The organism is Pseudohaliea rubra DSM 19751, assembly GCF_000764025.1.
GTDB classification, from domain to species: domain Bacteria; phylum Pseudomonadota; class Gammaproteobacteria; order Pseudomonadales; family Halieaceae; genus Pseudohaliea; species Pseudohaliea rubra.
The window spans coordinates 47,165-72,743 of the sequence record NZ_KN234754.1; the positions used below are offsets into that span (position 1 = coordinate 47,165).

The 25,579-nt window shown below is 68.1% G+C and carries 20 protein-coding genes; 14 read left to right on the forward strand and 6 right to left on the reverse strand.

The features are described 5' to 3' along the window. Nucleotides 1–4: 4 nt before the first annotated feature. From HRUBRA_RS05660 to HRUBRA_RS05670, 3 genes are all read right to left on the reverse strand, one after another. Nucleotides 5–1,156 carry an epoxide hydrolase family protein gene (locus HRUBRA_RS05660; protein ID WP_035515293.1) on the reverse strand — a complete coding sequence of 384 codons (1,152 nt, stop codon included), beginning with the start codon at nt 1,154–1,156 and terminating at the stop codon, nt 5–7. Between the two features lie 33 nt (nt 1,157–1,189). Next, nucleotides 1,190–2,632: an SDR family NAD(P)-dependent oxidoreductase gene (locus HRUBRA_RS05665; protein WP_052094430.1), complete on the reverse strand. Its 1,443-nt coding sequence runs from the start codon at nt 2,630–2,632 to the stop codon at nt 1,190–1,192. Between the two features lie 82 nt (nt 2,633–2,714). Continuing rightward, a complete protein-coding gene (locus HRUBRA_RS05670) occupies nt 2,715–3,038 on the reverse strand; it encodes a hypothetical protein (RefSeq protein ID WP_035515295.1) in 324 nt (107 codons plus the stop codon). 170 nt (nt 3,039–3,208) lie between these two features. Between HRUBRA_RS05670 and HRUBRA_RS05675 the strand changes: the two genes are divergently transcribed. From HRUBRA_RS05675 to HRUBRA_RS05685, 3 genes are read left to right on the forward strand one after another with little or no spacing between them, the layout of a single operon-like run. Continuing rightward, nucleotides 3,209–4,303: an alpha/beta hydrolase gene (locus HRUBRA_RS05675; RefSeq protein ID WP_035515296.1), complete on the forward strand. Its 1,095-nt coding sequence runs from the start codon at nt 3,209–3,211 to the stop codon at nt 4,301–4,303. Beyond that, nucleotides 4,300–5,049 (forward strand): lysophospholipid acyltransferase family protein, encoded by a 750-nt coding sequence (locus HRUBRA_RS05680; RefSeq protein WP_322786720.1) that lies wholly within the window; start codon nt 4,300–4,302, stop codon nt 5,047–5,049. The genes HRUBRA_RS05675 and HRUBRA_RS05680 overlap by 4 nt, the downstream gene beginning before the upstream one ends. Nucleotides 5,050–5,101: 52 nt before the next feature. Further along, on the forward strand, nt 5,102–5,821 hold the full coding sequence (locus HRUBRA_RS05685) for a dienelactone hydrolase family protein (protein ID WP_035515298.1): 720 nt from the start codon (nt 5,102–5,104) through the stop codon (nt 5,819–5,821). Here HRUBRA_RS05685 and HRUBRA_RS05690 read toward each other — a convergent pair. Then, nucleotides 5,780–6,652, reverse strand: a complete 873-nt coding sequence (locus tag HRUBRA_RS05690; protein ID WP_052094431.1) for a S1/P1 nuclease — start codon at nt 6,650–6,652, stop codon at nt 5,780–5,782. The two genes, HRUBRA_RS05685 and HRUBRA_RS05690, sit on opposite strands and share 42 nt — an antisense overlap. 101 nt (nt 6,653–6,753) lie before the next feature. Between HRUBRA_RS05690 and HRUBRA_RS05695 the strand changes: the two genes are divergently transcribed. From HRUBRA_RS05695 to HRUBRA_RS05730, 8 genes are all read left to right on the forward strand, one after another. Continuing rightward, nucleotides 6,754–8,265, forward strand: a complete 1,512-nt coding sequence (locus HRUBRA_RS05695) for a thiolase C-terminal domain-containing protein (RefSeq protein ID WP_035515301.1) — start codon at nt 6,754–6,756, stop codon at nt 8,263–8,265. After that, complete coding sequence (locus tag HRUBRA_RS05700) at nt 8,246–9,265, forward strand: phosphotransferase family protein (protein WP_035515303.1); 1,020 nt, start codon at nt 8,246–8,248, stop codon at nt 9,263–9,265. Before HRUBRA_RS05695 ends, HRUBRA_RS05700 begins: the two co-directional genes overlap by 20 nt. Beyond that, a complete protein-coding gene (locus HRUBRA_RS05705) occupies nt 9,262–9,651 on the forward strand; it encodes a DUF6285 domain-containing protein (protein WP_052094433.1) in 390 nt (129 codons plus the stop codon). The genes HRUBRA_RS05700 and HRUBRA_RS05705 overlap by 4 nt, the downstream gene beginning before the upstream one ends. Further along, complete coding sequence (locus HRUBRA_RS05710) at nt 9,648–10,919, forward strand: acyl-CoA dehydrogenase family protein (RefSeq protein WP_035515306.1); 1,272 nt, start codon at nt 9,648–9,650, stop codon at nt 10,917–10,919. Before HRUBRA_RS05705 ends, HRUBRA_RS05710 begins: the two co-directional genes overlap by 4 nt. A gap of 126 nt (nt 10,920–11,045) precedes the next feature. Then, nucleotides 11,046–12,872: a DUF1302 domain-containing protein gene (locus HRUBRA_RS05715; protein WP_035515307.1), complete on the forward strand. Its 1,827-nt coding sequence runs from the start codon at nt 11,046–11,048 to the stop codon at nt 12,870–12,872. Nucleotides 12,873–12,908: 36 nt separating this feature from the next. Further along, on the forward strand, nt 12,909–14,273 hold the full coding sequence (locus HRUBRA_RS05720) for a DUF1329 domain-containing protein (protein ID WP_035515309.1): 1,365 nt from the start codon (nt 12,909–12,911) through the stop codon (nt 14,271–14,273). Further along, nucleotides 14,273–15,394 (forward strand): WD40/YVTN/BNR-like repeat-containing protein, encoded by a 1,122-nt coding sequence (locus HRUBRA_RS05725; protein WP_052094434.1) that lies wholly within the window; start codon nt 14,273–14,275, stop codon nt 15,392–15,394. The genes HRUBRA_RS05720 and HRUBRA_RS05725 overlap by 1 nt, the downstream gene beginning before the upstream one ends. Next, nucleotides 15,391–17,748 (forward strand): efflux RND transporter permease subunit, encoded by a 2,358-nt coding sequence (locus HRUBRA_RS05730; protein WP_052094435.1) that lies wholly within the window; start codon nt 15,391–15,393, stop codon nt 17,746–17,748. The genes HRUBRA_RS05725 and HRUBRA_RS05730 overlap by 4 nt, the downstream gene beginning before the upstream one ends. 6 nt (nt 17,749–17,754) lie before the next feature. Here the strand turns inward: HRUBRA_RS05730 and HRUBRA_RS05735 are convergent, their stop codons facing one another. Both HRUBRA_RS05735 and pap read right to left on the reverse strand, forming a co-directional pair. After that, nucleotides 17,755–18,243 carry an asparaginase domain-containing protein gene (locus tag HRUBRA_RS05735; protein WP_035515310.1) on the reverse strand — a complete coding sequence of 163 codons (489 nt, stop codon included), beginning with the start codon at nt 18,241–18,243 and terminating at the stop codon, nt 17,755–17,757. 37 nt (nt 18,244–18,280) lie between these two features. Continuing rightward, on the reverse strand, nt 18,281–19,831 hold the full coding sequence (gene pap, locus HRUBRA_RS05740; protein WP_035515311.1) for a polyphosphate:AMP phosphotransferase: 1,551 nt from the start codon (nt 19,829–19,831) through the stop codon (nt 18,281–18,283). Nucleotides 19,832–19,917: 86 nt separating this feature from the next. On the opposite strand from pap, the gene HRUBRA_RS05745 reads away from it, so the two are divergent. Genes HRUBRA_RS05745 through HRUBRA_RS05755 form a run of 3 tightly spaced genes read left to right on the forward strand, consistent with a single transcriptional unit; the run spans nt 19,918 to nt 25,554 of the window. Next, on the forward strand, nt 19,918–20,538 hold the full coding sequence (locus tag HRUBRA_RS05745; RefSeq protein WP_035515313.1) for a class I SAM-dependent methyltransferase: 621 nt from the start codon (nt 19,918–19,920) through the stop codon (nt 20,536–20,538). 28 nt (nt 20,539–20,566) lie between these two features. Beyond that, nucleotides 20,567–22,339, forward strand: coding sequence for an autotransporter assembly complex protein TamA (locus tag HRUBRA_RS05750; RefSeq protein WP_052094436.1), 1,773 nt, complete (start codon nt 20,567–20,569; stop codon nt 22,337–22,339). Continuing rightward, nucleotides 22,336–25,554, forward strand: coding sequence for a translocation/assembly module TamB domain-containing protein (locus HRUBRA_RS05755; protein ID WP_144244405.1), 3,219 nt, complete (start codon nt 22,336–22,338; stop codon nt 25,552–25,554). Before HRUBRA_RS05750 ends, HRUBRA_RS05755 begins: the two co-directional genes overlap by 4 nt. Nucleotides 25,555–25,579 lie beyond the last annotated feature (25 nt).

The window sequence follows — 25,579 nt, forward strand, 5'->3', positions numbered from 1 at the left end:
CGGTTCAGCGCAGGCTACGGAAGGCGTTGCGCAATTCCTCCACGAACAGTGCCGGCTGCTCGAAGGCTGCGAAGTGCCCGCCGCGGGCAGGTTCGTTCCAGTAAATCAGGTTGTGGAAGCGCCGCTCGGCCCAGCGCCGGCTGCACAGGAAGATCTCCCCGGGAAACAGGGAAACAGCCACGGGCAGCTCGATGGGCGACAGATCCGGCTCGTTGAAGCTCTCCCAGTAAAGGCGCGCTGAGCTGGCAGCGCTGTTGCTCAGCCAGTACAAGGTGATGTTGTCGAGCATGTCGTCACGCCCGAGGGCGTGTTCCGGGTGCCGCACGCCGCCCTGCTCGCAGTCGGTCCAGGCCTGAAATTTTTCCATGATCCATGCCAGCTGCCCGGTTGGAGAGTCGGCCAGGGCATAGCCAAGGGTCTGTGGTCGCGTCGCCTGCTGCTTTGAATAACCCGAATCCCAGCGATTGTAGAATTCCATGGCGGCGAAGGCCCGCTGCTCTTGCGCCGAGGGGTTGTCGAGGGTGTCCGGGTCCGGCGCGACGATGGGCAGGTTGACGTGGACGCCCGCACAGTGCGCCGTTTGCGTCTGCGCCATGCTCAGGGTGACCGCGCTGCCCCAGTCGCCGCCCTGGGCCACGTAGCGGTCGTAGCCCAGCCGGGCCATGAGTTCTCCCCAGTGGCGGCCGATGGTTTCCACGCCGGTACCCGTGCGCGCGGGCTTGCCGGAGAAGCCGTAACCCGGGAGCGACGGGACCACCACATGAAAGGCGTCCCCGGGATTGCCGCCATGGGCCGTGGGGTCGGCGAGGGGCTCGATGACCTTGAGGAATTCCAGCAGGGAGCCGGGCCAGCCGTGGGTGAGCACGAGCGGCAGGGCATCGGGGTTCGGGCTCTGCCGGTGGAGAAAGTGGATGTCGAGGCCGTCGATGGTGGTGGTGTACTGTGGCCAGCCGTTCAGCTGCCTTTCGCAGCGCCGCCAGTCGTAGGCCTCCGCCCAGTAGGCAGCCAGTTCGCGGATATAGGCCAGCGGGGCGCCCTGGTCCCAGCCCTCGCAGGTCTCCCGATCGGGCCAGCGCGTGCGCCGCAGGCGCTCGCGCAGATCCTCGAGGTCTGTTTCCGGTACGGCGACGGTGAAGGGGCGCAGCGCATCGCTCACGGTCTGTCCTCGGCGGTGGGGAAAGCCGTCAAGCTAGCGGGCGGCGGCGCTCTTTGCAACGTCCGCCGGGAAGGCCGCTTCCTGCGCCGCGAGAAACTCGCGCAGGGCCTCGCGTTCCTCGGCCGTTTCCTGCGCTGCCGTACGGGCCAGCAGGTGCGTGGTGCGTGGCTCGCGGTCGAGGAAAAGCAGGCCGCTGACCTCGCCTGCCTCCGGCGCGGCGGCGAGCCAGACTACGGTGTCAGCACCTTCTTCCGGGCTGCGCAGGATGCGCCGGGTCAGGCGATGAAAACCGGGCAGGGAACTCTCCACCCCGGGGGTATCGGCCCAGCCAGGATGCATGGCGTTGACCACGATGCCGCGCTCCGCCCAGGCGTCTGCCCACTGCTCCGTGGTCACCATGAGGGCCCGCTTGCAGCGCGCGTAGGCGACGGAGCCGGAGTAGTTCTCCTCCCGGGCCACCAGCTTGCGGACTTCCAGGGGCCGTGAGTACATGCCCCCGGAGACCACGTTGATTACCCGGGCGCCGCCGCCGGCTTCGAGCAGCGGCAGCAGGGCCCGGGTGAGGCGGTAGGGGCTGAGGAGAAGCAGGGCAAAGCTCGCCTCGAGGCCCTCGGCGGTTTCCTGCCGCGGGTTGAACAGGGCGCCGGCGTTGTTGACCAGTATGTCGATGGGCTCGCCCGAGGTTTTGAGGCGTGTGACCAGCGCGTCGACGTCGGCCATAAGGGCGAGGTCCGCCAGCTCTGCGCGGATTGCCTCGTTGCCGCTCTCGGCGCGCAGGGCTGCCACCGTGGCCTCGGCCTTGCCGGCATCACGCATCACCAGGGTCAGCGAGGCACCGAGTTCGGCAAGGCGCAGGGCCGCGGCCCTGCCGATGCCGGAGCTGGCGCCGGTGATCACCGCGTGGCGGCCGGAGAGATCGGCGGACAGCGGTTCCCAGCGCTTGCGGCCGCGGCGGTAGCCGAGGCGACTGAACAGGGCAAGGCCCGGCAGCACCATGCGGTCGGCGCGCTCGTTGCAGCTGGAGATCACCGGCGGCGGCGGGCGGTCCTCGAGGGCATGGCGCATGCCTTCGAGGGCTTTTCTGCCCATACGTTCCATACCCTCCCGCAGGGCTCCTTCAAGACTCGCCAGCGGGCCCTTGTAGGCGAAGTCTGCGACGTAGTCTATGTGCGTGCCGCCGTCATCCCGGGGTGTGAAAGTGATGCGGTCGGTCACCGTAAAAAGACGGGAGTTGCCGACCAGCTCGATGAATTCGCCGGGGCGAAGAGCGGTGACCCGATAGCGAATGCGCACGGACCCCACGGGGAGGCTGCAGTCAACGAGGTATTCTGTCCCCTCGCGGATCGGCCCGGGCGTGTCCTTGCGGGCGCGGAAGGCGGTGGCGTCCCACTCGGCGGTGGTGCGGAAGTCGCTCACGTAGCGGAATGTCTCCGCCGGTGGGCGGGTGACGTCGATGCTCTCTTCGAGGGTAATCATGCGGTCCTCCGGTCGTTGGGCTCTATACGGGCCCGACCGGGTGGTAGTTCACGGTTGCTGGTCGGTCCGGCAGGAGAACCGTTCATTCCTCCACCCAGACGTGGCGCAGTGGCTCGCCGAAATCGTCGTAGATGAGCTTTTTCCGAGGGCCCCGGACGCTGCGCTGCGGCTGGCGCTTCCCCGGCCGGCGGCGTGCATCGAGGGCAGCGAGGACCTCCGGAATCTGTGTGCGGGTTGCCTTCGGTTCGATGAACAGCTCTCGGGTGCCGCGCTGCGGTGGCGCATGGTCCTCGCGACCGCTGACGCCCTGGGGCACCTGCTCGATGGTCCCGCCGTGCTCGATAAAGCGTCCCATGGCTTCCTCGAGTTCGGCGCGCAGATCGTCTTTGCTGACCGGTTTTTTCATGCGACTCGCAGGTCTCTTGCCGGGTCGGGCCGCCAGGTCGACGACATCCAACCCTCCAATATACGGGTTTGCCGCGAGGTGTACAGCGCCCGCCCGTGCCGAAGCCTGACGCCCTTGGTGTGTCGCAGCCGGTCTGGTTTAATGCCGGTCTTTCCCCCGGGAGTGGATCCATGGTCACGGCGCTGCTTATCGTCCTCGCCCTTGCCGCCTTCAGCGTATTTTACCTGCGCGGCGAGAACCTCCGTTACCTCGATACGCCGCTACCCCCGCCGGACGCAGAGCCACCCAGTGAGGCCCACCGGGAGGTGGTGCGCTCGCTCCGCGAGCTCACAGCCGATATCGAGCAATACAGCGGTCGCGACCGTCTTGCGGCGATCCGCCGGATGATGGATGAGCTCGGGCAGCGCAAGGCACTCGAGAGCCGCATCGAGCCTGTGCACAGTGACGCGATCCGCGGCGAATGGGTGCTGGCGCCCGGGGCAGACAGCCGCCGCCGGGTGCTCTACCTCCATGGCGGCGCCTGGTTCGCCGGCAGTCCCACCAGCCATCGGCCGATTACCGACCGCCTTTCCCGTCTGCTTAATGCCGCGGTTTTTGCCGTTGATTACCGCCTTTGCCCGGAATACCGGCGCATCGACGGCATCAGGGACTGCCGCGCCGCCCTTCGCTGGATCCTCCACAACGGCCCGGAAGACATGGAGCCGCCGGATTTCCTGCTGGTGGCCGGTGATTCCGCTGGCGGCAGCCTTACGCTCGAGGTGCTTGCCTGGGCGCGCGATGCGGGGCTGCGCCAGCCCGACGCGGCCATTGCGCTGTCGCCGTCCACCGATGTGACCATGACGTCGCCCAGCCTGCACGCAAACAGGCTCACGGATCCGATGCTGGGCCCCGCCTTCGGCAAACTGCTGCGGGTGCCGACCTTCCTGCTCTGGTGGCTCTACTGGTTCAATTGGCGTATCCCGCCGAAAGATCCGCGGGTCTCGCCGCTGCGCGGCAGCCTTCGCGACCTGCCGCCGGTACTGATCCAGGCCAGTCGCGCCGAGATGCTCCTCGACGACGCCCGCCGCTATGCGGCCAAGGCCCAGGCCTCGGGTTCGCCGGTGACGCTGCAGACCTGGCCGCACGTGGTTCACGTATGGCAGTTGTTCACCCCGGAACTCCCGGAGGCCGAAGCGGCCTACGCCGCCATGGCGGAGTTCGTGGCGTCCGTGGAGCGGGGCGAGGCCGGCGCGCCGGCCGCGACCACGGGAGCGGCGCCTGCATGATGCGCGCAGTTCGTTCGTTGCTCGTGTTCTGCTGGATCGTCCTGTCGGTGATTCCTTCCGGCCTCGTGCTGCTTCTCCTGTCGCCGTTCGTCTCAGCCCAGCGCCTCTGGTGGTGGATCGCCGTCCCCTGGCTGCGAGGGTGCATCGCCGCGGCCCGCCTTGTCGGCGGTATCAACTACCGGATTCACGGTTGGGAGCACCTCCCGGCGGCGAAGGACAATCGCCGGGTGATACTCTGCGCCAAGCACCAGTCCACCTGGGAGACCTTCTTCTTTCCCAGCGTGATGCCGCACCCGCTGGCCTTCGTGTTCAAGCGCGAGCTCCTGCGCATCCCCATGTTCGGCTGGGCCCTGGGCCGCCTGGAGATGATCCACATAGACCGCAGCAAGCGCTCGGAGGCCTGGAACAAGGTGGCCCAACAAGGTGTCGAGCTTATGGACGGTGGCAAATGGGTGATCATGTTCCCGGAAGGGACCCGTACCGAGCGCGGCAAGCAGGGCGTCTACAAGAGCGGTGCTTCGCGTCTCGCCTGTGCCACGGGCGCCGAGGTGATTCCCATCGCGGTCACCTCCGGGCGCTGCTGGCCCCGGCGTTCTTTCTGGTTTATTCCCGGCGTCATCGATGTTTCCATCGGTCCTCCGATGGATCCCGCAGGCCGCAAGCCCGAGCCTTTCATGCGGGAACTCGAGGCCTGGATTGAGGGCGAGATGCGCAGGCTGGATCCAGACGCTTACGGAGCCGGCTGACCCTGCCGCTCTCACGACCTCACGATCCCACAACAGCAACGGAGGCAACACCATGGCAATCCAGGAACGACTGATCGAATACGACTGTGACGGCGCCACGCTGGAAGGCTACCTCGCCTGGGACCCGGACCGGGGTCCGGCGCCGGCGGTGGCCGTGGCGCACGCCTGGGCCGGCCGCACGCCGTTTGAGGAGAGCAAGGCCCGTGCCCTGGCCGAGCAGGGCTATGTCGGCTTTGCCCTCGATATGTACGGCAAGGGTGTGCGCGGCAACAGCACGGAAGAGAACCAGGCTCTCCTCGGGCCCTTCCTCGAGGATCGCGACCGGGTCGCGCGGCGCATGGACCGTGCCATCGAGGTGCTCCGGGAGCAGGCGGAGGTGGATGCGCAGCGCGTAGCCGCCATCGGTTTCTGCTTCGGCGGTCTCTGTGTGCTGGATCTCGCCCGCAGCGGCAGTGATGTGCTCGGGGTGGTGTCCTTCCACGGTCTGTTCACGCCGCCCGGTAACAGCGGCGGGGCGCCGCGACCGATCCGCGCCAGGGTACTCTGCCTGCACGGCTGGGATGACCCCATGGCGCAGCCGGACAGCGTCCTTGAGCTGGCAAAGGAGATGACTGCCGCCGGCGCCGACTGGCAGCTCCACGCCTACGGCAACACCTTGCACGCCTTCACCAACCCGGAGGCCAACGACCCCGATTTCGGCACCGTGTACAGCGACGATGCCGACCGGCGGTCACACCAGGCGCTGGCGAATTTCCTCGAGGAAATCTTTTAGCCGCTGCCACCAGCCCGCGGGGGATGCCGGTGTCACCGGCGCCTCCGACGCTTCCCGGTACAGTGCATTGAGCCAGGCGGCGCCGCGGGCGCCGGCCTGGGCAACACGGCGCTCGGCCGCAGGACGGAAGCGCTCGAAATAGCCCGGATCGATGCGCTGCGTCGCAGGGTAGCTCTGGCGGCTGAGGGCCAGGCTCTCAGCGATCCATACGGCCGGGTCCGCCTCCCGCCAGGCATCGTCCAGCTCTGCCGCGTAGCGGGCCTCCAGCCGGGCCTGCAGGCGCCCGTCGCTTTTTCTTGCGCTCGCCAGCAGGCCCGAATCCCAGAGCCGGTGCAGGTTGCTGCGCCGGCCGTTCACCGTTACCGCGAAACCGTTGCCGCCGCGATCGTCGCGGCCGCCGACGTGGAGTGGCTGATGCAGATCCTGGATGATATGCAGAGCGAAGCGCAGCGCCAGGGCACGGCGCGCCGGTAGCGTCGCCGGGTCCGCAAGCTCCCGGTGGAACTGTGCCAGGGCGGTGTAGGCATCACCGCCTGCCGGAGCCCGGCGCGGGTCATAGCGCGCCGCCCCTGGCGGCACGTTGACGTAGTGCCAGGCGCCGGCCTGACGCTGCCAGAACGGGACGGGATCGCTGCGCTTGCGGTCCGCCCAGGTGGACGCCACTGCCAGCGGCTCGTCGCCGAGGATCCCGCGTACCGCCGCCGTTGCTGCCGGGGAGAGGCGGGCCTCGGTGATGGCGCCGGCCACCCGGTGACCCTGCGGGCCCCAGGCGAGGGCGGGCAGGGCGAGGAGAGACAGGATGACCCCAGCCGTATAGCGCAGTCTGTTCATGGCGGGTTTCCTTTGCCGTTTCCCGGGGCGCCAGTGTAGCGGCCCCGGGGCCGTCACCGGTACACTTCGCTCGCCCGTGAATAAGTAAGGAGAATAGCGGCATGGTGCAGGATGCCACCCCCATTGTTGTGGGCGTTAGCCAGCAGACCTGGCGCGACCGGGACCCGGCGCGAACGCCCGTGGACGCCCTGGCCGAGGTCGCTGGTGCCGCGCTCGCCGACGCCGGTGTCGCCGCATCGGCGGTCGACGCGCTGGTCACCATTCCCTTTCTCGCTGAACAGGTTCCCCAGCTGGCGCCCCTGCTCACGCCGAACCCCGGCGCGGCGCTGGCTGACCGCCTGGGCATGAGCGCGGCGCTGCTCACCAGCGACTACGGGGGCAACCTGCCGCAATGGTTCATCAACCGGGGCGCTGATTGGCTTGCCCAGGGGCGTTACCGCATGCTCCTGCTTACCGGTGCCGAGCTCATGGCCACGCTACTCGGCACGCTGCGCGGTGGTGGTGACCTTCCGGCCTGGCGCGCCGGGGGCAACCGGCCCGCGGAAGACCTCGGCGCGGGCAGGCTACCCAGCCTTCCGGCGGAGCAGGCCCACGGCTTGTTTGAGCCGGTTGTCACCTACCCGCTGTTTGAAAGCGCACTGCGGCACGCCCAGGGGCTTGAGGAGGATGAGCAGCGGGCCCGGCTCGGGCGGATGATTGCCGCGATGAGCGAGGTCGCTGCAGCCAACCCCCACGCCTGGCGCCGGACGCCGCTCACCGCCGAGGCGGCGCTTGATGAGGCGAACGGTAATCGCATCATCACCTGGCCTTACAACAAATGCATGAACGCGATCGCAGCCGTTGATATGGCCGCGGCGGTGCTGCTGACTACCGTGGGGGAGGCGCGGCGCCAGGGTATCGATCCGTCGCGCTGGGTCTACCTCCACGGCGGCGCCGAGGCCAATGACGTCTGGTATGCCGCCGAGCGCGAGGACTTTCACCGCTCCCCGGCCCTCGCGGCCTCGGCGGCGGCGGCCCTGGCGCAGGCCGGTCTTGCGATCGACGCCATCGACCACTTCGATCTCTACAGCTGCTTCCCGTCGGCGGTGACCGTTGCCTGCAACAGTCTGGGTCTGGCGCCGGAGGACCCGCGGGGCGTGACGGTGACCGGTGGGCTCACGCTCTTCGGCGGCCCCGGCAACAACTACTCGACCCACGCCATCGCCGAGCTGGTCAGCCGGCTGCGTGAGGTCGGCAGCGGCCACGGCCTCGTGACTGCCAATGGCGGCTACCTGACCAAGCATGCCGTGGGCATCTACGGTATGGCGCCCCCGGCCCGGCCCTGGGGCGAGCGTGACCCGGGGGCCGCCCAGGCCGCCGTGCCCCTGGACCGGCACCCGCGGCTGCGGGACCCCGTGGGGGCGGAGACCGTGCATATCGAGGCCCACGCCGTGCGCTACGAGCAGGGTCCGGCCACGGGCGTGCTGGTCTGTCGCCTTGCCGACGGCCAGCGCTGCCTTGCCCAGGCCCGGGACGACAGTGCACTGCTCGAGCGCCTGGCCCATGACGACTGCGTGGGCGCGCCCGGTATCGTGACAGCGGGGGAGCCGGTCAATGCCTTCCGTTTCGCCTGAGGTGGCCCTTGCCGCGGGGCTCGCGGCACGCCTTGGTGGTGGCGAGGTCCACGGGCTCCGGCGCCTGAGTGGCGGGGCGAACATGGAGACCTGGGCCTTTGACTGGGTGCCCGGAGACGTGCAGAACGCCGCTGCGGCTCAGCCGATGATTCTGCGGCGCCTGCCCGCAGGGGTTGCCGGGGGCGGCGAGGATGCGCTGCTGCCTCTGGACCTGGCGGTGGAGGCGGCGCTCCTGCGCTTCGCCGCGCGCGGCGGCGTCCCCGTGCCCGCGGTGCGCGCTGAACTTGTCGCCGGAGACGGCCTTGGCGACGGCTACCTCATGGACCGGCTGCCCGGTGAGGCCCTGCCGCAGAAGCTGTTTCGCGACGAGCGCTATGCGGCAGCCCTCGGCGGCCTGGCCGCGGACTGCGGCCGGGCCCTGGCGGCGATTCATGCCCTGCCCACGGACGACCTGCCGCCGGCACTGCCCCGCAGTAGCCACGGCGAGCGGCTGGGGCGGCTGCAGGACCTTCTCGATGGTTTTGGCAACGTGTCGCCGGTGCTTGAGCTGGCCCTCCGCTGGCTGCGGGCGCAGGCGCCGCCAGCGGCGCCCCTGCGCCTTGTGCACGGCGACTTCCGCTGCGGCAATCTGCTGGTGACCCCCGCGGGTCTCGAGGCCGTGCTGGACTGGGAGCGGGCCCACCTCGGTTACCCGGCGGAGGATCTGGGTTACCTCTGCGCCAATGTGTGGCGTTTTGGCCGCAGCGATCGGCCCGTGGGAGGCTTCGGCGCCTACGGCGACCTGCTCGAGGCCTACCGTGAAGCCGCCGGCTGGGCGCCGACGGTCGGCGAACTTCACTACTGGGAAGTCTTCGCGGCCCTCGACTGGGGCCTTGTCTGCCTGACCATGCTGGATCTGCACCGCAGCGGTCGGGACCCGTCGCTGGAGCGGGCCGCCGTGGGCCGTCGTCTGTCAGAGGCGGAGATCGATCTGCTGCTTCTTCTGGAGGATCACCTGTGACCACTACCGCAACGGAACTGCTCGCCGCCGTTGGCGAGTTCATCGAGCGGGAGGCGCAGCCCGTGCTCTCGGGGCGGGCGGCCTTCGAGGCCCGCGTTGCCCGCAACGCCCTGGCCATGCTGCGCCGGGAGCAGGCGCTGGCGCCGGCACTTGCGGCGCTGGATGCAAAGGCCGCCGTCTGGGTGGGCGGAGATAGCGCCGAACCGGTGCCCGTCACCCTGGCCCGGGCCCTCCGCGACGGTCATCTGCCTGCGGATCAACGTACCCTCGGCTATCTGCGCCGACGCACGCTGACGCGCCTTGCTATCGATAACCCCCGCTACAGCGGTTTTGTTGCAGCCGCCGCGCGCTGGCCCGACGACCTGCCGGAAGGCGTTTCCCCGTGAACCAGCCTGACCCGGCTACGCTGCGGCCCTTCCTCGACGATCTGGACGCTTTCATCGAGCGGGAACTCGCACCGCTGGAGGCTGAGGGAGACAACCGGCGTTTTTTTGACCACCGGCGCGAGTATGCGCGTACCGCCTGGGAGGACGATGGCAAGCCGCACCCGGCCTGGGAAGCGCTGCTGGCTGAGGCGCGCGGGCGGGCACGGGCGGCCGGCTTCCTCGGCTACGCGCTGCCGGCGGAGTACGGCGGCGGGGACGCCAGCAACTGGCAGATGGCCGTCGTGCGCGAGCACCTGGCGGCGAAAGGCATCGGCCTGCACTGCGATCTGCAGAACGAGCACGCTATCGTCGGTAACTTTCCGACTACTCTGGCGTTCCGGGACTTCGGCAGCGATGCGCAGAAGGCGGCCTTTATCCCCGGCAGCATCAGCGGCGAGGTGGCAGTCGCCTTTGGTCTTACGGAACCTGAGCATGGGTCCGACGCTACCTGGCTCGAGACCCGGGCGGAGCCCTGCCGACGCGACGGTGTCGACGGCTGGTTGCTCAACGGCGAGAAGATGTGGACCACCGGTGCCCACGCAGCCACCCACATCCTTATCTTCGCCCGCAGCGAGGGTGAGGCGGGTGATGCCCGGGGGATCACCTGCTTCGTCATGCCCAACCCGAGCCCGGGCTTCGCTATCGAGGAGTGGTTGTGGACCTTCAACATGCCCACGGACCACCCCCGGGTCTCGCTGCGGGATGTCTGGCTGCCGGACAGTGCGATCCTCGGAGAGCGCGGCCTGGGCCTCGCAGTGGCCCAGCACTTCGTCCATGAGAACCGGATCCGCCAGGCGGCCTCGAGCCTCGGCACCGCGCGCTACTGCATCACCGAGTCCGTGGCCTGGGCGCGGGAGCGGCACACCTTCGGCCGACCGCTGGCGGAGAATCAGTCCATCCAGTTCCGTCTCGCTGAACTACAGACGGACTACGAGCTGATCCGCGCCCTGACCTTTGAAGTCGCGGCGCGCATGGACACAATGAACAAACGCAAGGTCGCCAGGGCGTTGTCGGACAAGGTCGCCATGTGCAACTACCGGGCAAACCGGCTGGCCTGTGAGGCCGCGGATGCGGCGATTCAGGTGCACGGCGGCCTGGGCTACTCACGCTACAAGCAGTTCGAGCACCACTACCGGCACCACCGGCGCTACCGCATCACCGAAGGCTCCGATGAAATCCAGCTGCGCAAGATTGCAGGGCACCTTTTTGGCTACCTTGGAGGAAAGTAATCACTGCAAACCTTGATCGAGCGCAAGGGTACCCGAGCGGGTCGGGTGTAGCTTTTCTTGCATGGTGCGCCGCAAAGCGCTCCGCAAAGTAGGCACTATAATAATCAACCTGGGAGGAGAAGCCCCGTGAAACTCCACCGCTCCAGTCTGTCCATCGCCGTTGCCCTTGCCGGCGGCGTCCTTGCCGGCGACGCCGCCGCTTTTGAGATCGGCCCTTTCGAGGCCACCCTGCGGTCCAACATCACCCTGGGCGCCAGCTGGCGAGCGGACGATGCATCCAACGGTGTCCTGTCGCCGGGCAACACGGGTGGCGAGGGACGGGCCTCTTCGTCCACCACGGACGACGGCAACCTGAACTACGATCAGGGCGACATGTACTCTTTCCGCCTGACGGGGCTCCACGATCTGGATCTCAACGCCGGCAGCTGGGGTGTCTTCGGCCGGGTGAAGTACTGGTATGACTACGCCCTGGAAAACGACGAGGTCGCGCACGGCCACGCTGCCAACGGCTACACGCCCGGCGAGAAGCTGGACACCTCCGACTTCGAGGACCTCGCCCAGGGCAAGGGCATCGAACTGCTGGACGCTTATGTTTACGGCACCTTCGACCTCGGTGACATGCCGGTGGAACTGCGCGCGGGCAACATGGCCCTCAACTGGGGCGAATCGCTGTTCATCCAGAACGGCCTCAACGTCATCAGCCCCTTCGACGTCACGGCGATTCGTCGCCCGGGTACGGAAATCCGTGAAGCCCTGCTGCCCGTGGGAATGCTCTACGCCAACGTGGGCGTGACGTACAACCTCACCCTTGAGGCTTTTTACCAGTACGACTGGCAGCGCACGATTCTCGATGAGTGCGGCACCTACTGGAGCGCGGCCGACCCCTACGGCGGCGGCTGCAACTACCTTACCGGGGTCACCAGCCTGCCGGACGGTGCTCAGGAAGCTGCGGGGCTCACCATCGCCCGTGCCCCGGACGACGAGCCCGATGACGGCGGTCAGTACGGCATCTCCGCCCGCTATTTCATGGACTCCCTGAACGGTACGGAGCTGGGCCTCTACTATGTCAATTATCACAGCCGGACGCCGATCTTCTCTGCCACCAACACGACGGAGGCCTTTGGTCAGCCCTTCCTGAACCCGGCGGTGCAGCCCGAATTTTTCTTCGAGTTCCCCGAGGATATCGAGGTTTACGGCTTTACCTTTGCTACCAACGTCGGCTTCTGGGCTGTCGCCGGAGAACTCAGTTATCGGCCCGATATGCCGCTGCAGATCAACACCGTGGACCTCCTCCAGTCCCTCGCCCTCGGCGCCTTCGCGGAGTGGTCGCCGATGACAGCCCGCTCTCTCGCTGCGGGCCCCGGGGCCTACGTGGCCGGCTATGACACCGTTGAGTATACGCAGGCGCAGGTCAGCGTGATCCGTTTCTTTGAGCAGGTGTTCGGCGCCGATCGCCTGTCCCTCGCTGCGGAAATCGGCGGCGCCTGGGTCGACGGTATGGAGGACGGAATCAACTACGGACGCTCCGCCACCTACGGAGTCGGCGACTTTGAGAGCTTTACCAGCCCGATCTTCGGTGTCCCGGTGAGCTGCAACGCACATCCGGTGCTCGCAACGCTCGGCGTCGTGCCGAATGCGAATGCCGAGTACTGCACCGACGACGGCTTTACGACCGGCTCTTCCTGGGGCTACCAGGTGCGCGCAAGCATGGAGTTCAACGACGCCCTGGCCGGTGTCAATCTCGTGCCTAGCCTGGCCTGGTCGCACGATGTAGACGGTTACGGCCCCGCGCCGAACTTCGTGGAAGGCCGCCAGGCGCTGAGCGTGGCGCTGCGTGCCGATTATCTGAATGTGTACCGGGCGGAGCTGGCCTACACGAGCTTCTTCGGCGCGGACTACAACGAACTGGCGGACCGGGATTTCCTGTCCCTCAGCTTTTCCGTAGCCTTTTAAAGGGTAGTGTTTTAACGATAACAACGGAGTACCACCATGCAGAAGCGACTCATCGGCATCGCCCTGACGGGATTCCTGGCGGCCGGCGCCGGAGCAGCGCTCGCCGCGCTGACGCCGGAGGAACTCGCGCGTCTCGGCGGCGAGGAACTGACCCCCATGGGCGCCGAGCGCGCCGGCAACGGCGACGGCACGATCCCGCCCTGGAGCGGCGGTCTCCGGGAGTTGCCCGAAGGTTACGTGGCGGGGGAGCGCCTGCTGGACCCTTATGCCGATGATGAGGTGCTGTTTACCATCACCGCTGACAATGTCGATGACTATGCGGACAGGCTCACGCCCGGGCAGCGCGCCATGTTCGAGCGCTACCCGGACAGCTTCCGCATGCCGATCTACCCTACCCGCCGCAGCGCCCGCTACCCGGACAGCGAGTTCCAGCGCATCCTCGATACTGCGGCCGACGTCGAGCTGGTCCCCGGAGGCAACGGTCTTGAGAACTATGCCGGCACCATACCGTTTCCGATCCCCGACAATGGCCTCGAGGCCATCTGGAACCACATTACCCGCTATCGCAACGACAACGGTCTCTCAAGGCGCTACATCCAGGCGCCGGTTCAGGAGAACGGCGCTTTTGCCCCGGTCCTGTTTGAGGACGAGACGCTGCCCGGTGCACGCATTGCGCCGGAGGAGTACCCGAACCTGCTGTTCGTATTTCTGCAGCGGGTACTGGCACCGGCCCGGCTCGAGGGTGATGTGCTGTTGGTCCACGAGTTCATCAACCAGGTAAAAGACCCCCGGGCGGCCTGGGTCTACAACGCAGGCCAGCGCCGCGTGCGCCGGGCTCCGAACATCGCCTACGACGGCCCCGGCACAGCGTCCGACGGTTTGCGCACGGCGGACGATCTCGACATGTACAACGGCGCGCCGGACCGCTACGACTGGGAGCTGGTGGGCAAGCGCGAAATTTATATCCCCTACAACAGCTATCAGCTGCGGCGCGGTGACCTAAAGTACAAGGACATCATCAAGGCCGGTCACATGGATCCCCAGTATCTGCGCTACGAGCTGCACCGGGTCTGGGTGGTCGAGTCCAGGCTGAAAGAGGGTGAGCGGCATATCTACGCGCGCCGGACTTTTTATATCGACGAGGACAGCTGGCAGATCTCCCTCGTGGATCACTATGACGGCCGCGGCGAGCTGTGGAAGTTCAAGGAAGGGCACAAGATCATGCACTACCAGGTGGCGGTGCCCTGGCTGGCTGCCGAGTCCCTGCATGACCTGATCTCTGGTCGCTACGTGGTCATCGGCCTCGACAACGAGGAAGACGGCTACCAGTACAGCTTCGACTACGACGGCGACTTCAACGACTTCACCCCCTCGGCACTGCGGCGGGCCGGTCGACGCTGATGGCGCGGCCTGGCCTGCGGTGGGCGTGGCGCACCGCAGCGGCCGGGGCGCTCCTGTCCCTGGCCAGCGCTGCGGCCGTGGCCGAAGACTTCGCCTTCCTGCCTGCACCCCCGACGCCCGAGCCCGCCGAGGCCGTGCTGACCGGCCTTGCCAGCGCCGGCGATCGCCTGGTTGCCGTGGGTGGCCGGGGCCTGATCGCGATCAGCGACGACGGGGAGGCCTGGCGCCAGGTGACGTCGCCGGTGAGCGCTCTGCTTACCGCCGTGACCTTTGTCGATGACAAGCACGGCTGGGCCGTGGGGCATGGCGGCGTTGTCCTGGCCAGTTCCGATGGTGGCCTGTCCTGGAAGCTGCAGCTCGACGGCCGGGCGGTGAACCTGCAGTTTCATCGTTGGGCCGACGCGAATGTCGAGGCGCGGGAGGCGGTGCTTGCCGGCCTTCCGGCCGGCGTCCCCGGCAGGGAAGCTGCGGAGTACGCCCTGGAGGATGCGCGTTTTGCCCTTGAGGACGCTGAAACCGCTCTCGATACCGGCCCCGTTGACCCTTTTCTAGATGTGCTCTTTCTCGATGAGCACCGGGGTTATGCTCTGGGTGCCTATGGCCTGCTCTTCCGCACCGATGATGGCGGCGGCAACTGGCGGATCGCCATCGACGGCCTCGATAACCCGGGTCGTTATCACTATTACGACCTGCATGCGCGCGATGGGGTGCTCTATCTCTGCGGCGAGGCGGGGCTGCTGTTCCTATCGAGGGACCGCGGCGACAGCTGGGAGCGGATCGAGGGACTTTATGAGGGCAGCTTTTTCGGGCTTGCTGACCTCGGTGACGGGGTGGCCGCTTTTGGACTGCGCGGCAACGTTTTCGTGAGCAAAACCGGGGCACAGTGGCAGCGACTCCCCCTGGCACCGGGCCCCAGCCTCTACGGTGGTACCGGGCTTGCCGGGGGAGGGGCGCTGCTGGTCGGGGCCGGCGGTTCGCTGCTGCGCCTGGGGGCCGACGGCGAGGCAAGGCGCTTCGATCATCCCGCCCGTGCTACCTTCAGCGACGCGCTGCTTCGCGGGGGCCGGGTCTACCTTGCCGGGATGGGCGGGATTTCCCGCCTTGAAGAGGCCATGCCGTGAGTCCGCAGGAAAGCTACACGCTCGAAGATGACGACGGTCGCATCCGTCCGGTCCTGGCGCGCGCCATTTTTGCGGTGCGCCCGTTGCTGATCCTCGTCTTTGTCGCGGCCACAGCGTTCTTCGCCTGGCAGGGGAGCCAGCTCCGGCCCGATGCCAGCTTCGAGAAAATGATCCCCGTCTACCACCCGTATATCCGCAATTTCCTCGCCAGCCGAGAGGATCTGAAGGGGCTGGGCAACGCTGTGCGCATCATCGTGGAAACACGCAGGGGCGACATCTTCACCGCCGAGTTCCAGGAACTGCTCAAGGCGATCACTGACGAGGTCTTCTACGTCAAGGGCGTAGACCGTGCTGCCCTGCAGTCCCTCTGGACTCCGAACGTGCGCTGGCAGGAGGTCACGGAGGAGGGCTTTGTCGGCGGCGCCGTTATTCCGGACGACTACGACGGCAGTGAGCGCGTCCTGGAGAAACTCCGCGAAAATACGCTCAAGTCCGGCCAGATCGGCCGCCTCGTGGCCAACGATTTCCGCTCGGCGATCATCGTCGCGCCGCTCGTGGAACGGGACCCGGAGACCGGCAAGAAGCTCGACTTCCACGCCTTCGCCAGCGACCTCGAGCGCCTGGTGCGGGACAAGTACCAGTCCGGGGACATTCGTATCCGCATCACCGGCTTCGCCAAGCTTGTGGGCGATCTCATCGATGGCGCCAGCCTCGTCGGCCTGTTCTTCCTGGCGGCTTTTGCCATCACCGCGGTGATGCTGTTGATCTACTCGCGCTGTGCCTGGCTGACGCTCGCCGCGCTGCTCTGCTCGACGGTAGCGGTGGTCTGGCAGATGGGCATCCTGGGTGCCCTCGGCATGGGGCTGGATCCCTACAGTATGCTGGTGCCGTTCCTCGTCTTCGCCGTGGGTATCAGCCACTCGGTGCAGATCGTCAACCGCTTCGGCAACTTCATCTACCATGAGGTGTCGCGTATCGACGCCGCCCGGCTGACCTTCGTGCGCCTGTCCAAGCCGGGGTTCATCGCGCTCCTGTCCGACGGGGTCGGTTTCTTCACGCTGCGGGTGATTGACATCCCGGTGATACAGGAGCTGGCGGTAGTGGCGAGCACCGGGATCGCCGTCCTCATCCTCACTCACCTGGTGCTGCTGCCGCTGGTGCTTTCCTACACGGGGGTCACCCGGCGCTGCGTTCGCTACCGTGCCGACAAGGACCACAGCCCCTTCACGCACTGGGCGCTGGTGGCCCGCATGACTGAGCGCGGTCCCGCTATCGCCATGCTCAGCCTCTCTGCGGTGATGCTCGCCGCGGGGCTCTGGTATGGGCAGAAGCAGGAGATCGGCGACCTCGACCCGGGTGCCCCGGAGCTACGCCCGGACTCGCGCTACAACCGCGACAACGCCTTCCTCACGGAGAACTATTCCACCAGTACGGACGTGTTCGTGGTCATGGCCCGGACCGGGTCGCAGCAGTGCGGCAGCTATGAGTTCATCTCGGCGGTGGATCGCTTCCAGGCCGAGCTCGAGGCCGTGCCGGGGGTGCAGTCGGCCCTGTCACTGCTCGATGTGTCCAAACTCGTGATCCAGGGCATGAACGAGGGCAGCCCCAAGTGGCGCGAGATCAGCCGCAACCAGTACATCCTCAACAACAGCCTGAGCCGTGCGCCGAGCAGTCTGCGTAATACCGACTGCTCCATGGCCCCGGTCATACTATTCCTCGACGATCATAAGGCCGCAACGCTGGAGCGCGTGGTCGCGGCCGTTTATGAATTCCGCGCGCGCTACGACACCGGCGCCGTGACCTTCGAGCTGGCTGCGGGCAACGCCGGCGTCGAAGCCGCTACCAATATAGTCATCGAGGAAGCGCAGACGAAGATGCTGCTCTGGGTGTACGGCGTGGTTATCCTGCTCTGCCTGCTGAACTTCCGTTCCCTTCGCATTACCGTCTGCATTATTGTCCCGCTGGCTCTCACCTCCGTGCTTGGCCAGGCGCTCATGGCTTTCCTGGGTATCGGTGTGAAGGTGGCGACGCTGCCGGTGATCGCCCTCGGCGTCGGTATCGGGGTGGATTACGGCATCTACATCTACTCGGCGCTACAGTTCTACCTGCGCCGGGGCGAGCCGCTGAAGGAGGCCTATTTCTCGGCCCTCAAGTCCAGCGGTACCGCCGTCGCCTTCACGGGTCTGACGCTGGCGGTGGGCGTGGGGACCTGGATGTTCTCGCCCATCAAGTTCCAGGCGGACATGGGGCTGATGCTCACCTTCATGTTTTTCTGGAACATGCTCGGCGCGCTGCTGGTGCTGCCGGCGCTGTCCTGGCTGCTCGCGCCGCGGGAGCGGCGCCTGGCGGGCTGAGGCCGCTCAGGCCTCCAGGGCCTCGAACCGGTTGGCCTCTCTGTTCTTGACCACATTATCGATGTCGAACACGCGGCCGTTCATGGCGATGTAGACGCCGGCGGGCAGGCACTGCAGGGCGCCCACGGCGCAGCCGATGTTGAAGTCGGCGTCCGTGCGCTGGAAGGCGGCGGGCTGCAGGGCGCCGGTAAGGACGATGATCTTGTCCGCGAGGCCCTTGAGCGCCTGGCCGGTGGCGACCATGCCGTCGGTGCCGTGGGTGATCAGCACATGCCTTTCCTCGCAGGCTTCCGCACGCTCACGGATGAGCGCGCGGTCGGCGTCGGTCAGGTCCAGGCTGTCCTTGCGCATGGCGGATTCCACCGTGAAGGACAGCGCTGCGCCGAGGTCCCGGAGCAGGTCGCCGATCACCGGGTCGCCGACCTGGTAGTCGCTTTTGGCGTCGAAGTAGACCTTGTCGATGGTGCCGCCGGTGGTGATGATATGCAGTCGCATGGGCTCCCGTCCCGTCCCGCCGCGCCGGTTGCTGCCGTCAGGCGCCCAGGTGGCTTTCGAAGTGCTCGCAGAGCCGCTCGAGGATCTCGAGCCGCGCCGCCTTCTTGTCGTTGCCGGCGACCAGGTGCCAGGGCGCCGCGCTGGTGCTCGTGTTCGCCACCATGTCCTCCACGGCGAGGGCGTAGGCATCCCACTGCTCGCGGTTGCGCCAGTCCTCGTCGGTGATCTTGTGCTGTTTGTGCGCTTTCGCCTCCCGGTCCTTGAAGCGCTTGAGCTGCTCGTCCTTGCTGATATGCAGCCAGAACTTGGCCACGATGCAGCCGTGCTCCACCAGCTGCGCCTCGAAGTCGTTGATCTCACTGTAGGCCCTGCGCCAGGTCGCTGGCGGTGTCAGTTCCTCTACGCGCTCCACGAGCACGCGGCCGTACCAGGAGCGGTCGAAGAGGGTGGCGCGGCCGTCGCGCTGCAGCAGGCGCCAGAAGCGCCAGAGATAGTGCTGGGCGCGCTCCTCGTCCGTGGGCGCGGCGAACTGTACGAGCTTGTAGAGCCGCGGGTCAACGGCGGCGGTGAGCCGGCGAATCGCCGAGCCCTTGCCGGCAGCGTCCCAGCCCTCGAAGACCGCCACCAGAGAGCGTCGCTCCCGGTGTGCCTGCCAGAAGAGGTCCTGGATACGCCCCTGCAGTTTCGCCAGGCGCGGTTTGTACTCGTCCCGGGGCACGCGGCGGGAGAGGTCGATGGCATCGAGGATCGTCGGCTGCGGATCGTCCGGCGGCGGGTCGCGGTCGCCGCTGGCGGGCCCCCCGTTCGCGGGCTTGTGGTTGCGCATGGCCTTGAGCAGCAGGCCGGCCGCCGTCGCGTCCCGATAGTAGCTGTCATCGGCCTCGATGAGGTGCCAGGGCGCCTCGCCGCTGTCCGTGAGCCGGATCAGGCGCTCGGACACTTCCAGGGCGCGGGGGTAGCGGGCCCACCATTCTTCCGGGTCTGCGGGCAGCGACGCCACGTTTTGCTGCGCCTCACCGCGGGCGGCTTCCCGGCTGATCCACCACGCCTCCGGGTCTGCCGGTACGCGCGGGTTCTGGTGCTGCCGCGGTGCCTCGTAGGAAAGCTGCCGCCGCTGCATGTCGCGGCTGACGTGCAGCCAGAGCTTCACTACGAGGGCGCCGTCGTCGACCAGCATGCGCTCGAAGGCGACAGCCCGGCGCATGGCGAGCTCGAAGCCGTCCTCGTCGAGGCGCCCGGCCATCGCGCGGTAGGCGGCGCGCTGGTACCAGTTGCCGAGCATGATGCCGGTGCGACCCCGGGGTGGCAGGCGGCGCCAGAAGCGCCAGAAATAGGGGCGGCTCTCCTCCTCATCGGAGTGCATCCACAGCGCGTGGGTCTCGATGAGCCGCGGGTCCATCCACTCGTTGAGGTGGTGCACCACGGCACCCTTGCCGGCGCCATCGAAGCCGCCCATGACGATAAGGACCGGGTAGTCCCGCCCGGCGAGGTCGAACTGTGCCTGGAGGAGCGCCGGCCGCAGCTCCGCGCGCTGCGCCTTGAACTGCTCCTCCGTGAGGTGTTTCCCTGTTTCCAGCGCTTCGAACATGGCCTGCTCCCTGGCACGGGCCCCGGCCTGCGACCGCCGCGGCGCCACGCGTATAATAGGGCGCACCACCGCGCCGGGACAAACCGATGAGTTTTTATGAACGCCACATCCTGCCGCACCTTATCAACTGCGCCTGTGGTACCGGGCCCGTGCGCCGGCAGCGGCAGAAGGTCGTGCCACGGGCGCGCGGTGTGGTTCTGGAAGTCGGTATTGGTACGGGACTCAACCTGCCCTACTACGATGCCGGCGCGGTGGAGCGTCTGGTGGGCCTCGATCCCTCGGAGGCATCCTGGGCTCTGGCCGAAGAGCGCGGCAGGTTGTTGCCCTTTCCGGTGGAGTTCATCGGCCTGCCCGGCGAAGAGATACCCCTGGCGGACCACAGCGTTGACAGCATTGTGATGACCTTCAGCCTGTGCACCATTCCCGCCCCCGTCGACGCGCTTGCGGGCATGGCGCGGGTGCTGCGCCCGGGAGGCGAGCTGCTCTTCTGTGAGCATGGCCTCGCCCCCGATGTCGGCGTGCAGCGCTGGCAGCGTCGCCTGAATCCGCTCTGGCGACGTATCGCGGGCGGCTGCCATCTCGATCGGGACATCCCGGCGCTGCTCGCGGCCGGCGGCTTCCGCGCCGTGGAGCAGGACGCCATGTACCTGCCGGGTACGCCACGCATTGCCGGCTTCAGTACCTGGGGTGCTGCGGTTCACGCCTGAGGCGGCGGGTCGATGCCGCCGCCGCGCTGTGCCGGATGTCATCGTCCGGGCCCTGGTGCTTGCCCTCGCGCTGGCCGGGGCTCCCGCGCACGCGCTCGACTACCGCATCACCGGCGTCAACGGGGCGTTGCGCGACAACGTTCGCGCTTATCTCGGCGCGCCGCCGAAGGAGGGTGCTGCGGTAGCGCGCGCGCTCGAGGGCGCGCGCAGTCGCACGGTCGAAGCGCTGCAGGCCCTCGGCCATTACCGGCCCTCCATCGAGCTGCACTACCTCGGCGCCGACGGCCAGCCCCTGGGGGTCGGTGCGGCGCCGGCAGAGGTCGCGCGACTGGAAGTGCATATCGACGCCGGCGAGCGGGTGCACCTCGGTGAGGTGCAGCTGTTACTGACCGGTGACGCCAGCGACGATGAGGCCCTTATGCGGGTTGTCGAGGGCACGTCCCTGGTGCCCGGTACGCCTTTGGATCACGGTCAATACACTGCCTTCAAGCGCGAACTGCAGACACTGGCCCGGGCCCGTGGCTATCTGGACGGCCGCTTTGAGGCACACAGCCTGCGCGTGGATCCCTCTGAAGGCCTGGCTGAGGTAACGCTGCACTTCGCCAGCGGCGCGCGTTACCGCTTCGGCGCCATCAGTCACAATGAGGATCGCCTCGACCGTGCCCGCTTTGAGGCGCTGCTGCCTTTTGCCAGCGGGGACGCCTACGACGAGGGCAAACTGCAGGAGCTGGGCTCGCGGCTGCGTGCCACCGGGCTCTTCGGCGGCGTTTCCGTAGTGCCGCAGCCTGAGCGCACCAGCGGGCAGCGGGTACCGGTGCAGGTCGAGCTGGTGCCGGCTCCCCGACATTCTCTGGAACTCGGTGTTGGCTTCAGCACCGATACCCGGGGGCGCCTCTCCGCCCTTTGGCGCAGCCCTCGCCTTAACAAGGCCGGCCACAGCCAGGAAACGCGGCTGCGCTGGTCACCAGTGAATCCCGCCGGGAGCACGGTATATCGCATACCGCTCGGCGCCCGCCTGCGCGACAGCGTGCAGCTGCGCGCCAGCCTCGAGGACAACCGCTACGGCGACCTGGACAGCCGCCAGGGGGTTGCCGGTGTCCGCTACGAGCGGGCGCGGGAGGTCTGGATCACCAGTGTCGGCGTGCGCGCGCTGCATGAGGACTGGTCTGTGCTTCAGGAAACCTTCGCGGCGGATTACCTGCTGCCGGGGCTTACCCTGTCCCGGCGCAGCCGCCAGGGCAGCGTTGTAGATCCTACCAGCGGCCTCAGCCAGTTCTACAGCGTTGAGGCCGCGTCGGAGGACATCGGCTCCGCCAGCGACCTGCTGCGGCTGTACGGCAACTGGCGCTGGATCGGGAGCCCCGGCGGCCCGCATCGGCTGGTGGGGCGGCTGGAGCTGGGTGCGCTGCTCGGGTCCTCCGAGCCGCCCCTGGCTTTGCCGCCTTCCCTGGGATTTTTCGCCGGGGGGGACCAGAGTGTGCGCGGTTACGATTACCAGTCCATCGGTCAGGAGGTTGTGCTCCTGCGCAGTGCCGGTCCGGTCAGTGTCACAGCGGGTGGTGACCGGCTCGTGACCGGCAGCCTGGAGTACCAGCGCTACCTCAGCGACAGCTGGCGCGTGGCGCTGTTTGCCGATGCCGGTGACGCCTTCCTCGACGATAATCCCGACCTCAAGGTCGGCGCCGGCGTCGGTATTCATTTCCTGACCCCGGTAGGGGCACTCAAGTTTGAGGTGGCCAACAGCGTCAGCGAAGCCAATCCGGACTGGCGGATTCACATCAATATCGGGGCGGAGCTGTGAGACGCTGGCGGCGCTGGCTGGCAGCTGTTGTGCTCCTTGTGTTGTTTGCGTTCCTGCTGGCGCCGGCCACGGCGCCGGGTACGCAATTGCTGGCCGCGCTCGCCAACCGGGTACCCGGCGTCAGCCTCGCGGGGGTCGAGGGGCGCCTGCTGGGGGTCCTTCAGGTTGAGCGGGCGACCGTAGCGCTCCCCGGGCTGCAGCTGACCCTCAGAGGGTTGCGCTCGCGGCTGCGCCCGGCCTGCCTGCCGCGGGGGGAACTCTGCTTCGGGGAACTTGCGGCGCAGTCGCTGCAGCTGCGGCTCCCGGAGCCAGGCCGAGGGGACGCGGGCGGGCGCCCCGCGCCGCTCCCGTTCCCCTTTCGCGCTGAGCGCCTGGTGGTCGGCACCCTGACGCTGCAAGCTGGCGACAGTCTGCTTGCCGTCGAGGCCGTCGAGGCCGTGGAGGCGGCCTCCCTGCGGGCCGGCGGGCGTCAGGTCGAAGCGGAACAGCTTGCCTTCGGTCTGGAGCGTATCGGCCGGGCAACGGCGGCAGTTACGCTGACCCTGGACCGGGAATGGCCCCTGGTCATTGACGGTAGCTTCGCACCGGATGCTGCGCTTACCGACCGCCTGCCCGGGGACAGCAGCCTGCTTCGCCCGCTCTCGGTGATTGCCCGGGGTCCTCCGACGGCCCTGGCGTTGGCCGTAGATGCGGCGGCCGCGGTGCCGGCGCTCGGTGGCCGTGTCCGTGCCCGGGCCCGGGGTACGCTGCGCTGGCCCGCGCTGGATCTGGAGCGCCTGAGGCTCGATAGCCCCGCGGGCAGCGTCAGCGCACGCGGCGATGCCGAATTCGCCGCCCGGCGGGCTGGCCTCGCTGTTACCGCCAGCAATGTGGCGCCGGTGTCTGCGACCTGGCCCCTGGCCCCGGCCAGCGGCAGCGCCCGGCTGGAGGTCGAGTTCGGTGAGCGCCTCCGCGTGGCGCTGGCGGCGCTGCAGCTCACCAGTGGCTGGCAGGGCCACGCTCTGAGCGTCGCCGGAGAGGGCGCCTGGGAGCCGGGCATGCCGCTTCCGCGCCTCGGGTTGACCGGGGTCGCCGCGGGTCTGCCCTGGGCGCTGGAGGGTGGCGGTGGCGAAGCGCTGGCGCTGTCCGTTGACGGGAAGGGTGGCTTCACCGTCGCCGGCATAACGCTGGATAGCCTCCGGGCCGACGGCGAACTGGCCGCCGATGGCGGTGTACTTGCCTTCCGGGGTGCCGCCGGCGGCCTGCAGGGCGATGCCGCGAGCGCGTCGGAGCTCGAGGTCGAGGGCACGGTCACGCTGGCAGCTCCGTTCGCTTTCAGCGCCCGCAGCAAGGTGCAGGAAGTCACCGTTGGAACCCGGACCCTGGAGACTCTGGATCTCGTCGCCGAGGGGAATACCGCCGGCGGCGAGGCGAGGGCCTCGGTCACCGGTGCCGTCGCCGGCGACCTCACCGTAACGGCAGAGCGTGGCGAGAAGGGGCGCTGGAACCTCCTGCTAGAGCCCCTGACTCTGGAGACCCCGGCGGGGCAACTGACCCGGAAAAAACCGCTGTCGCTGGCGCTCCTGGCCAGCCCCCGGCGTTTACGCTTTCCCGGGCACTGCTGGTCGCTCGACGATGTTTCCCTCTGCCTGGCAGCGGCAGAAGCCGGGAGCGAAGGCGAGCTTGTCGCCAGACTCGAGGGACCTCTGGCCCTGCGCGCCGGGACGTTCCCATCGGTGGCTGCGGCCCGGGCAGCGCTCGCCGGTACCGTGGAGGCCCGCTGGGGCGCTGATCGTCCGCCCCGGGTGGACGCGCAGCTGTCGATGGACGGGATTCGCGTTACCCCGGCGGGACGGGACAAGCCCCTCGAGGACCCGGGGCACCTGCAACTTTCCCTGGCGCTGCACGAACAGCTGTCCCTGGGCGGCGAACTCACCGGCGGCGCCCTGGGTGCCATGAGCCTTGCGGCGCGCCGCGGCAGCGAGGGCTGGCGCGGTGAGCTGACGGTGGCGGGAGCGCCCCTTGCCTATCTGCAGCCGCTCCTCTCTGGCGTGGCTCTGCTCGACGGCACGGTGCGCGGTAAGCTGGTTCTGGCGGCCCCGGGGCCGGCCTTCGTCACCGGCGGCGGCCTCGCCCTGGAGGACGGCCGGCTGGGCCTCGCTGCCAGCGATGCCGAGCTGGAAGCGCTGGCGCTGACGCTGCGCCCGGGGGAGGGGGGCGAGCTTGTTATTGCCGGTAGCGGCCGCTACGGCGCCGGGCCCGTGACCATCGCCGGCTCCCTCGATCCGGTGACGCCACGGCTGTCACTGTCCCTGGAGGGAAAGGAGAACGCCGTGCACTGGCCGGGTTTGGTGGACGCCACGGTGTCACCGGTGCTGGCCTTGGGCTACGCGGACGGCACCGCGACCCTGGACGGGGAGCTGCGCGTGCACGGTGGCCGCCTGGCTCCGGGGCAGGTCGGCAGCGGCGGCATCGCGGTGTCGCCCGACGCAGAAATCATCGGCGCTGACGCCCGGAAGCCGCTCCTGCGCACGCGTATCGATCTGAGAATCCTCGTCGAGGAGCGCTTCCGTGTGGTCGGCGATCTGGTCGATGCCACCATCGGTGGTGACCTCCGGCTGCGCCAGGAGCCGGCGGGTCCGCCGCAGCTCATCGGTCGGGTGGCGGTGGTCGGGGGCGAGCTGCGCGCCTACGGCCAGCAGCTGGAGCTGCGCGAGGGCAGCATGGCCTTTGCCGGCGACCCGGAAAATCCGCAGCTCGACCTTCGCGCCGAGCGCCAATTCCCGTCGGAGGCGCTGCGTGTGGGGTTCGCCGTCGGCGGCAGCCTTCGAGAGCCGCGCCTGGCGCTTTACTCGGAACCCCAGGTACCCCGGGAGGCACAGCTGTCCTGGCTGCTGCGCGGCCGGCCCCCGGATGCGGGCGCGAGCGTGGACGGCACCGCGCTCGCGCTGTCCGTCGGTGCTACGGCACTTAACCAGACGCCGTTGATGCGTTCCCTGAACCGGCTGCCGGGGCTCAGTAACGTGGCCCTGGGTACGGAGACCGGCAGCACGGGCACGGCCGCGACCATCAGCGGTTACGTGGGTGACCGGCTTTACCTTTCCTACGGCATGGGACTCTACGAGCCGGTCAACACGCTCACGGCGCGCTTATACCTGCGCGCCCGGCTGTGGCTGGAGATGGTCTCTGCCCTGGAGAATTCCGTGGACCTCTACTACCGCTTCGATATCGATTAGGGATCTGTCCGGCAGCCGGACCCCG

Excerpts from the sequence above, each read along its gene's own strand:
- HRUBRA_RS05665 (WP_052094430.1), bottom strand. The coding sequence starts at position 2,632 with ATGATTACCCTCGAAGAGAGCATCGACGTCACCCGCCCACCGGCGGAG.
- HRUBRA_RS05670 (WP_035515295.1), bottom strand. The coding sequence starts at position 3,038 with ATGAAAAAACCGGTCAGCAAAGACGATCTGCGCGCCGAACTCGAGGAA.
- HRUBRA_RS05675 (WP_035515296.1), top strand. The coding sequence starts at position 3,209 with ATGGTCACGGCGCTGCTTATCGTCCTCGCCCTTGCCGCCTTCAGCGTA.
- HRUBRA_RS05680 (WP_322786720.1), top strand. The coding sequence starts at position 4,300 with ATGATGCGCGCAGTTCGTTCGTTGCTCGTGTTCTGCTGGATCGTCCTG.
- HRUBRA_RS05685 (WP_035515298.1), top strand. The coding sequence starts at position 5,102 with ATGGCAATCCAGGAACGACTGATCGAATACGACTGTGACGGCGCCACG.
- HRUBRA_RS05690 (WP_052094431.1), bottom strand. The coding sequence starts at position 6,652 with ATGAACAGACTGCGCTATACGGCTGGGGTCATCCTGTCTCTCCTCGCC.
- HRUBRA_RS05695 (WP_035515301.1), top strand. The coding sequence starts at position 6,754 with ATGGTGCAGGATGCCACCCCCATTGTTGTGGGCGTTAGCCAGCAGACC.
- HRUBRA_RS05700 (WP_035515303.1), top strand. The coding sequence starts at position 8,246 with ATGCCTTCCGTTTCGCCTGAGGTGGCCCTTGCCGCGGGGCTCGCGGCA.
- HRUBRA_RS05720 (WP_035515309.1), top strand. The coding sequence starts at position 12,909 with ATGCAGAAGCGACTCATCGGCATCGCCCTGACGGGATTCCTGGCGGCC.
- HRUBRA_RS05725 (WP_052094434.1), top strand. The coding sequence starts at position 14,273 with ATGGCGCGGCCTGGCCTGCGGTGGGCGTGGCGCACCGCAGCGGCCGGG.
- HRUBRA_RS05735 (WP_035515310.1), bottom strand. The coding sequence starts at position 18,243 with ATGCGACTGCATATCATCACCACCGGCGGCACCATCGACAAGGTCTAC.
- pap (WP_035515311.1), bottom strand. The coding sequence starts at position 19,831 with ATGTTCGAAGCGCTGGAAACAGGGAAACACCTCACGGAGGAGCAGTTC.
- HRUBRA_RS05745 (WP_035515313.1), top strand. The coding sequence starts at position 19,918 with ATGAGTTTTTATGAACGCCACATCCTGCCGCACCTTATCAACTGCGCC.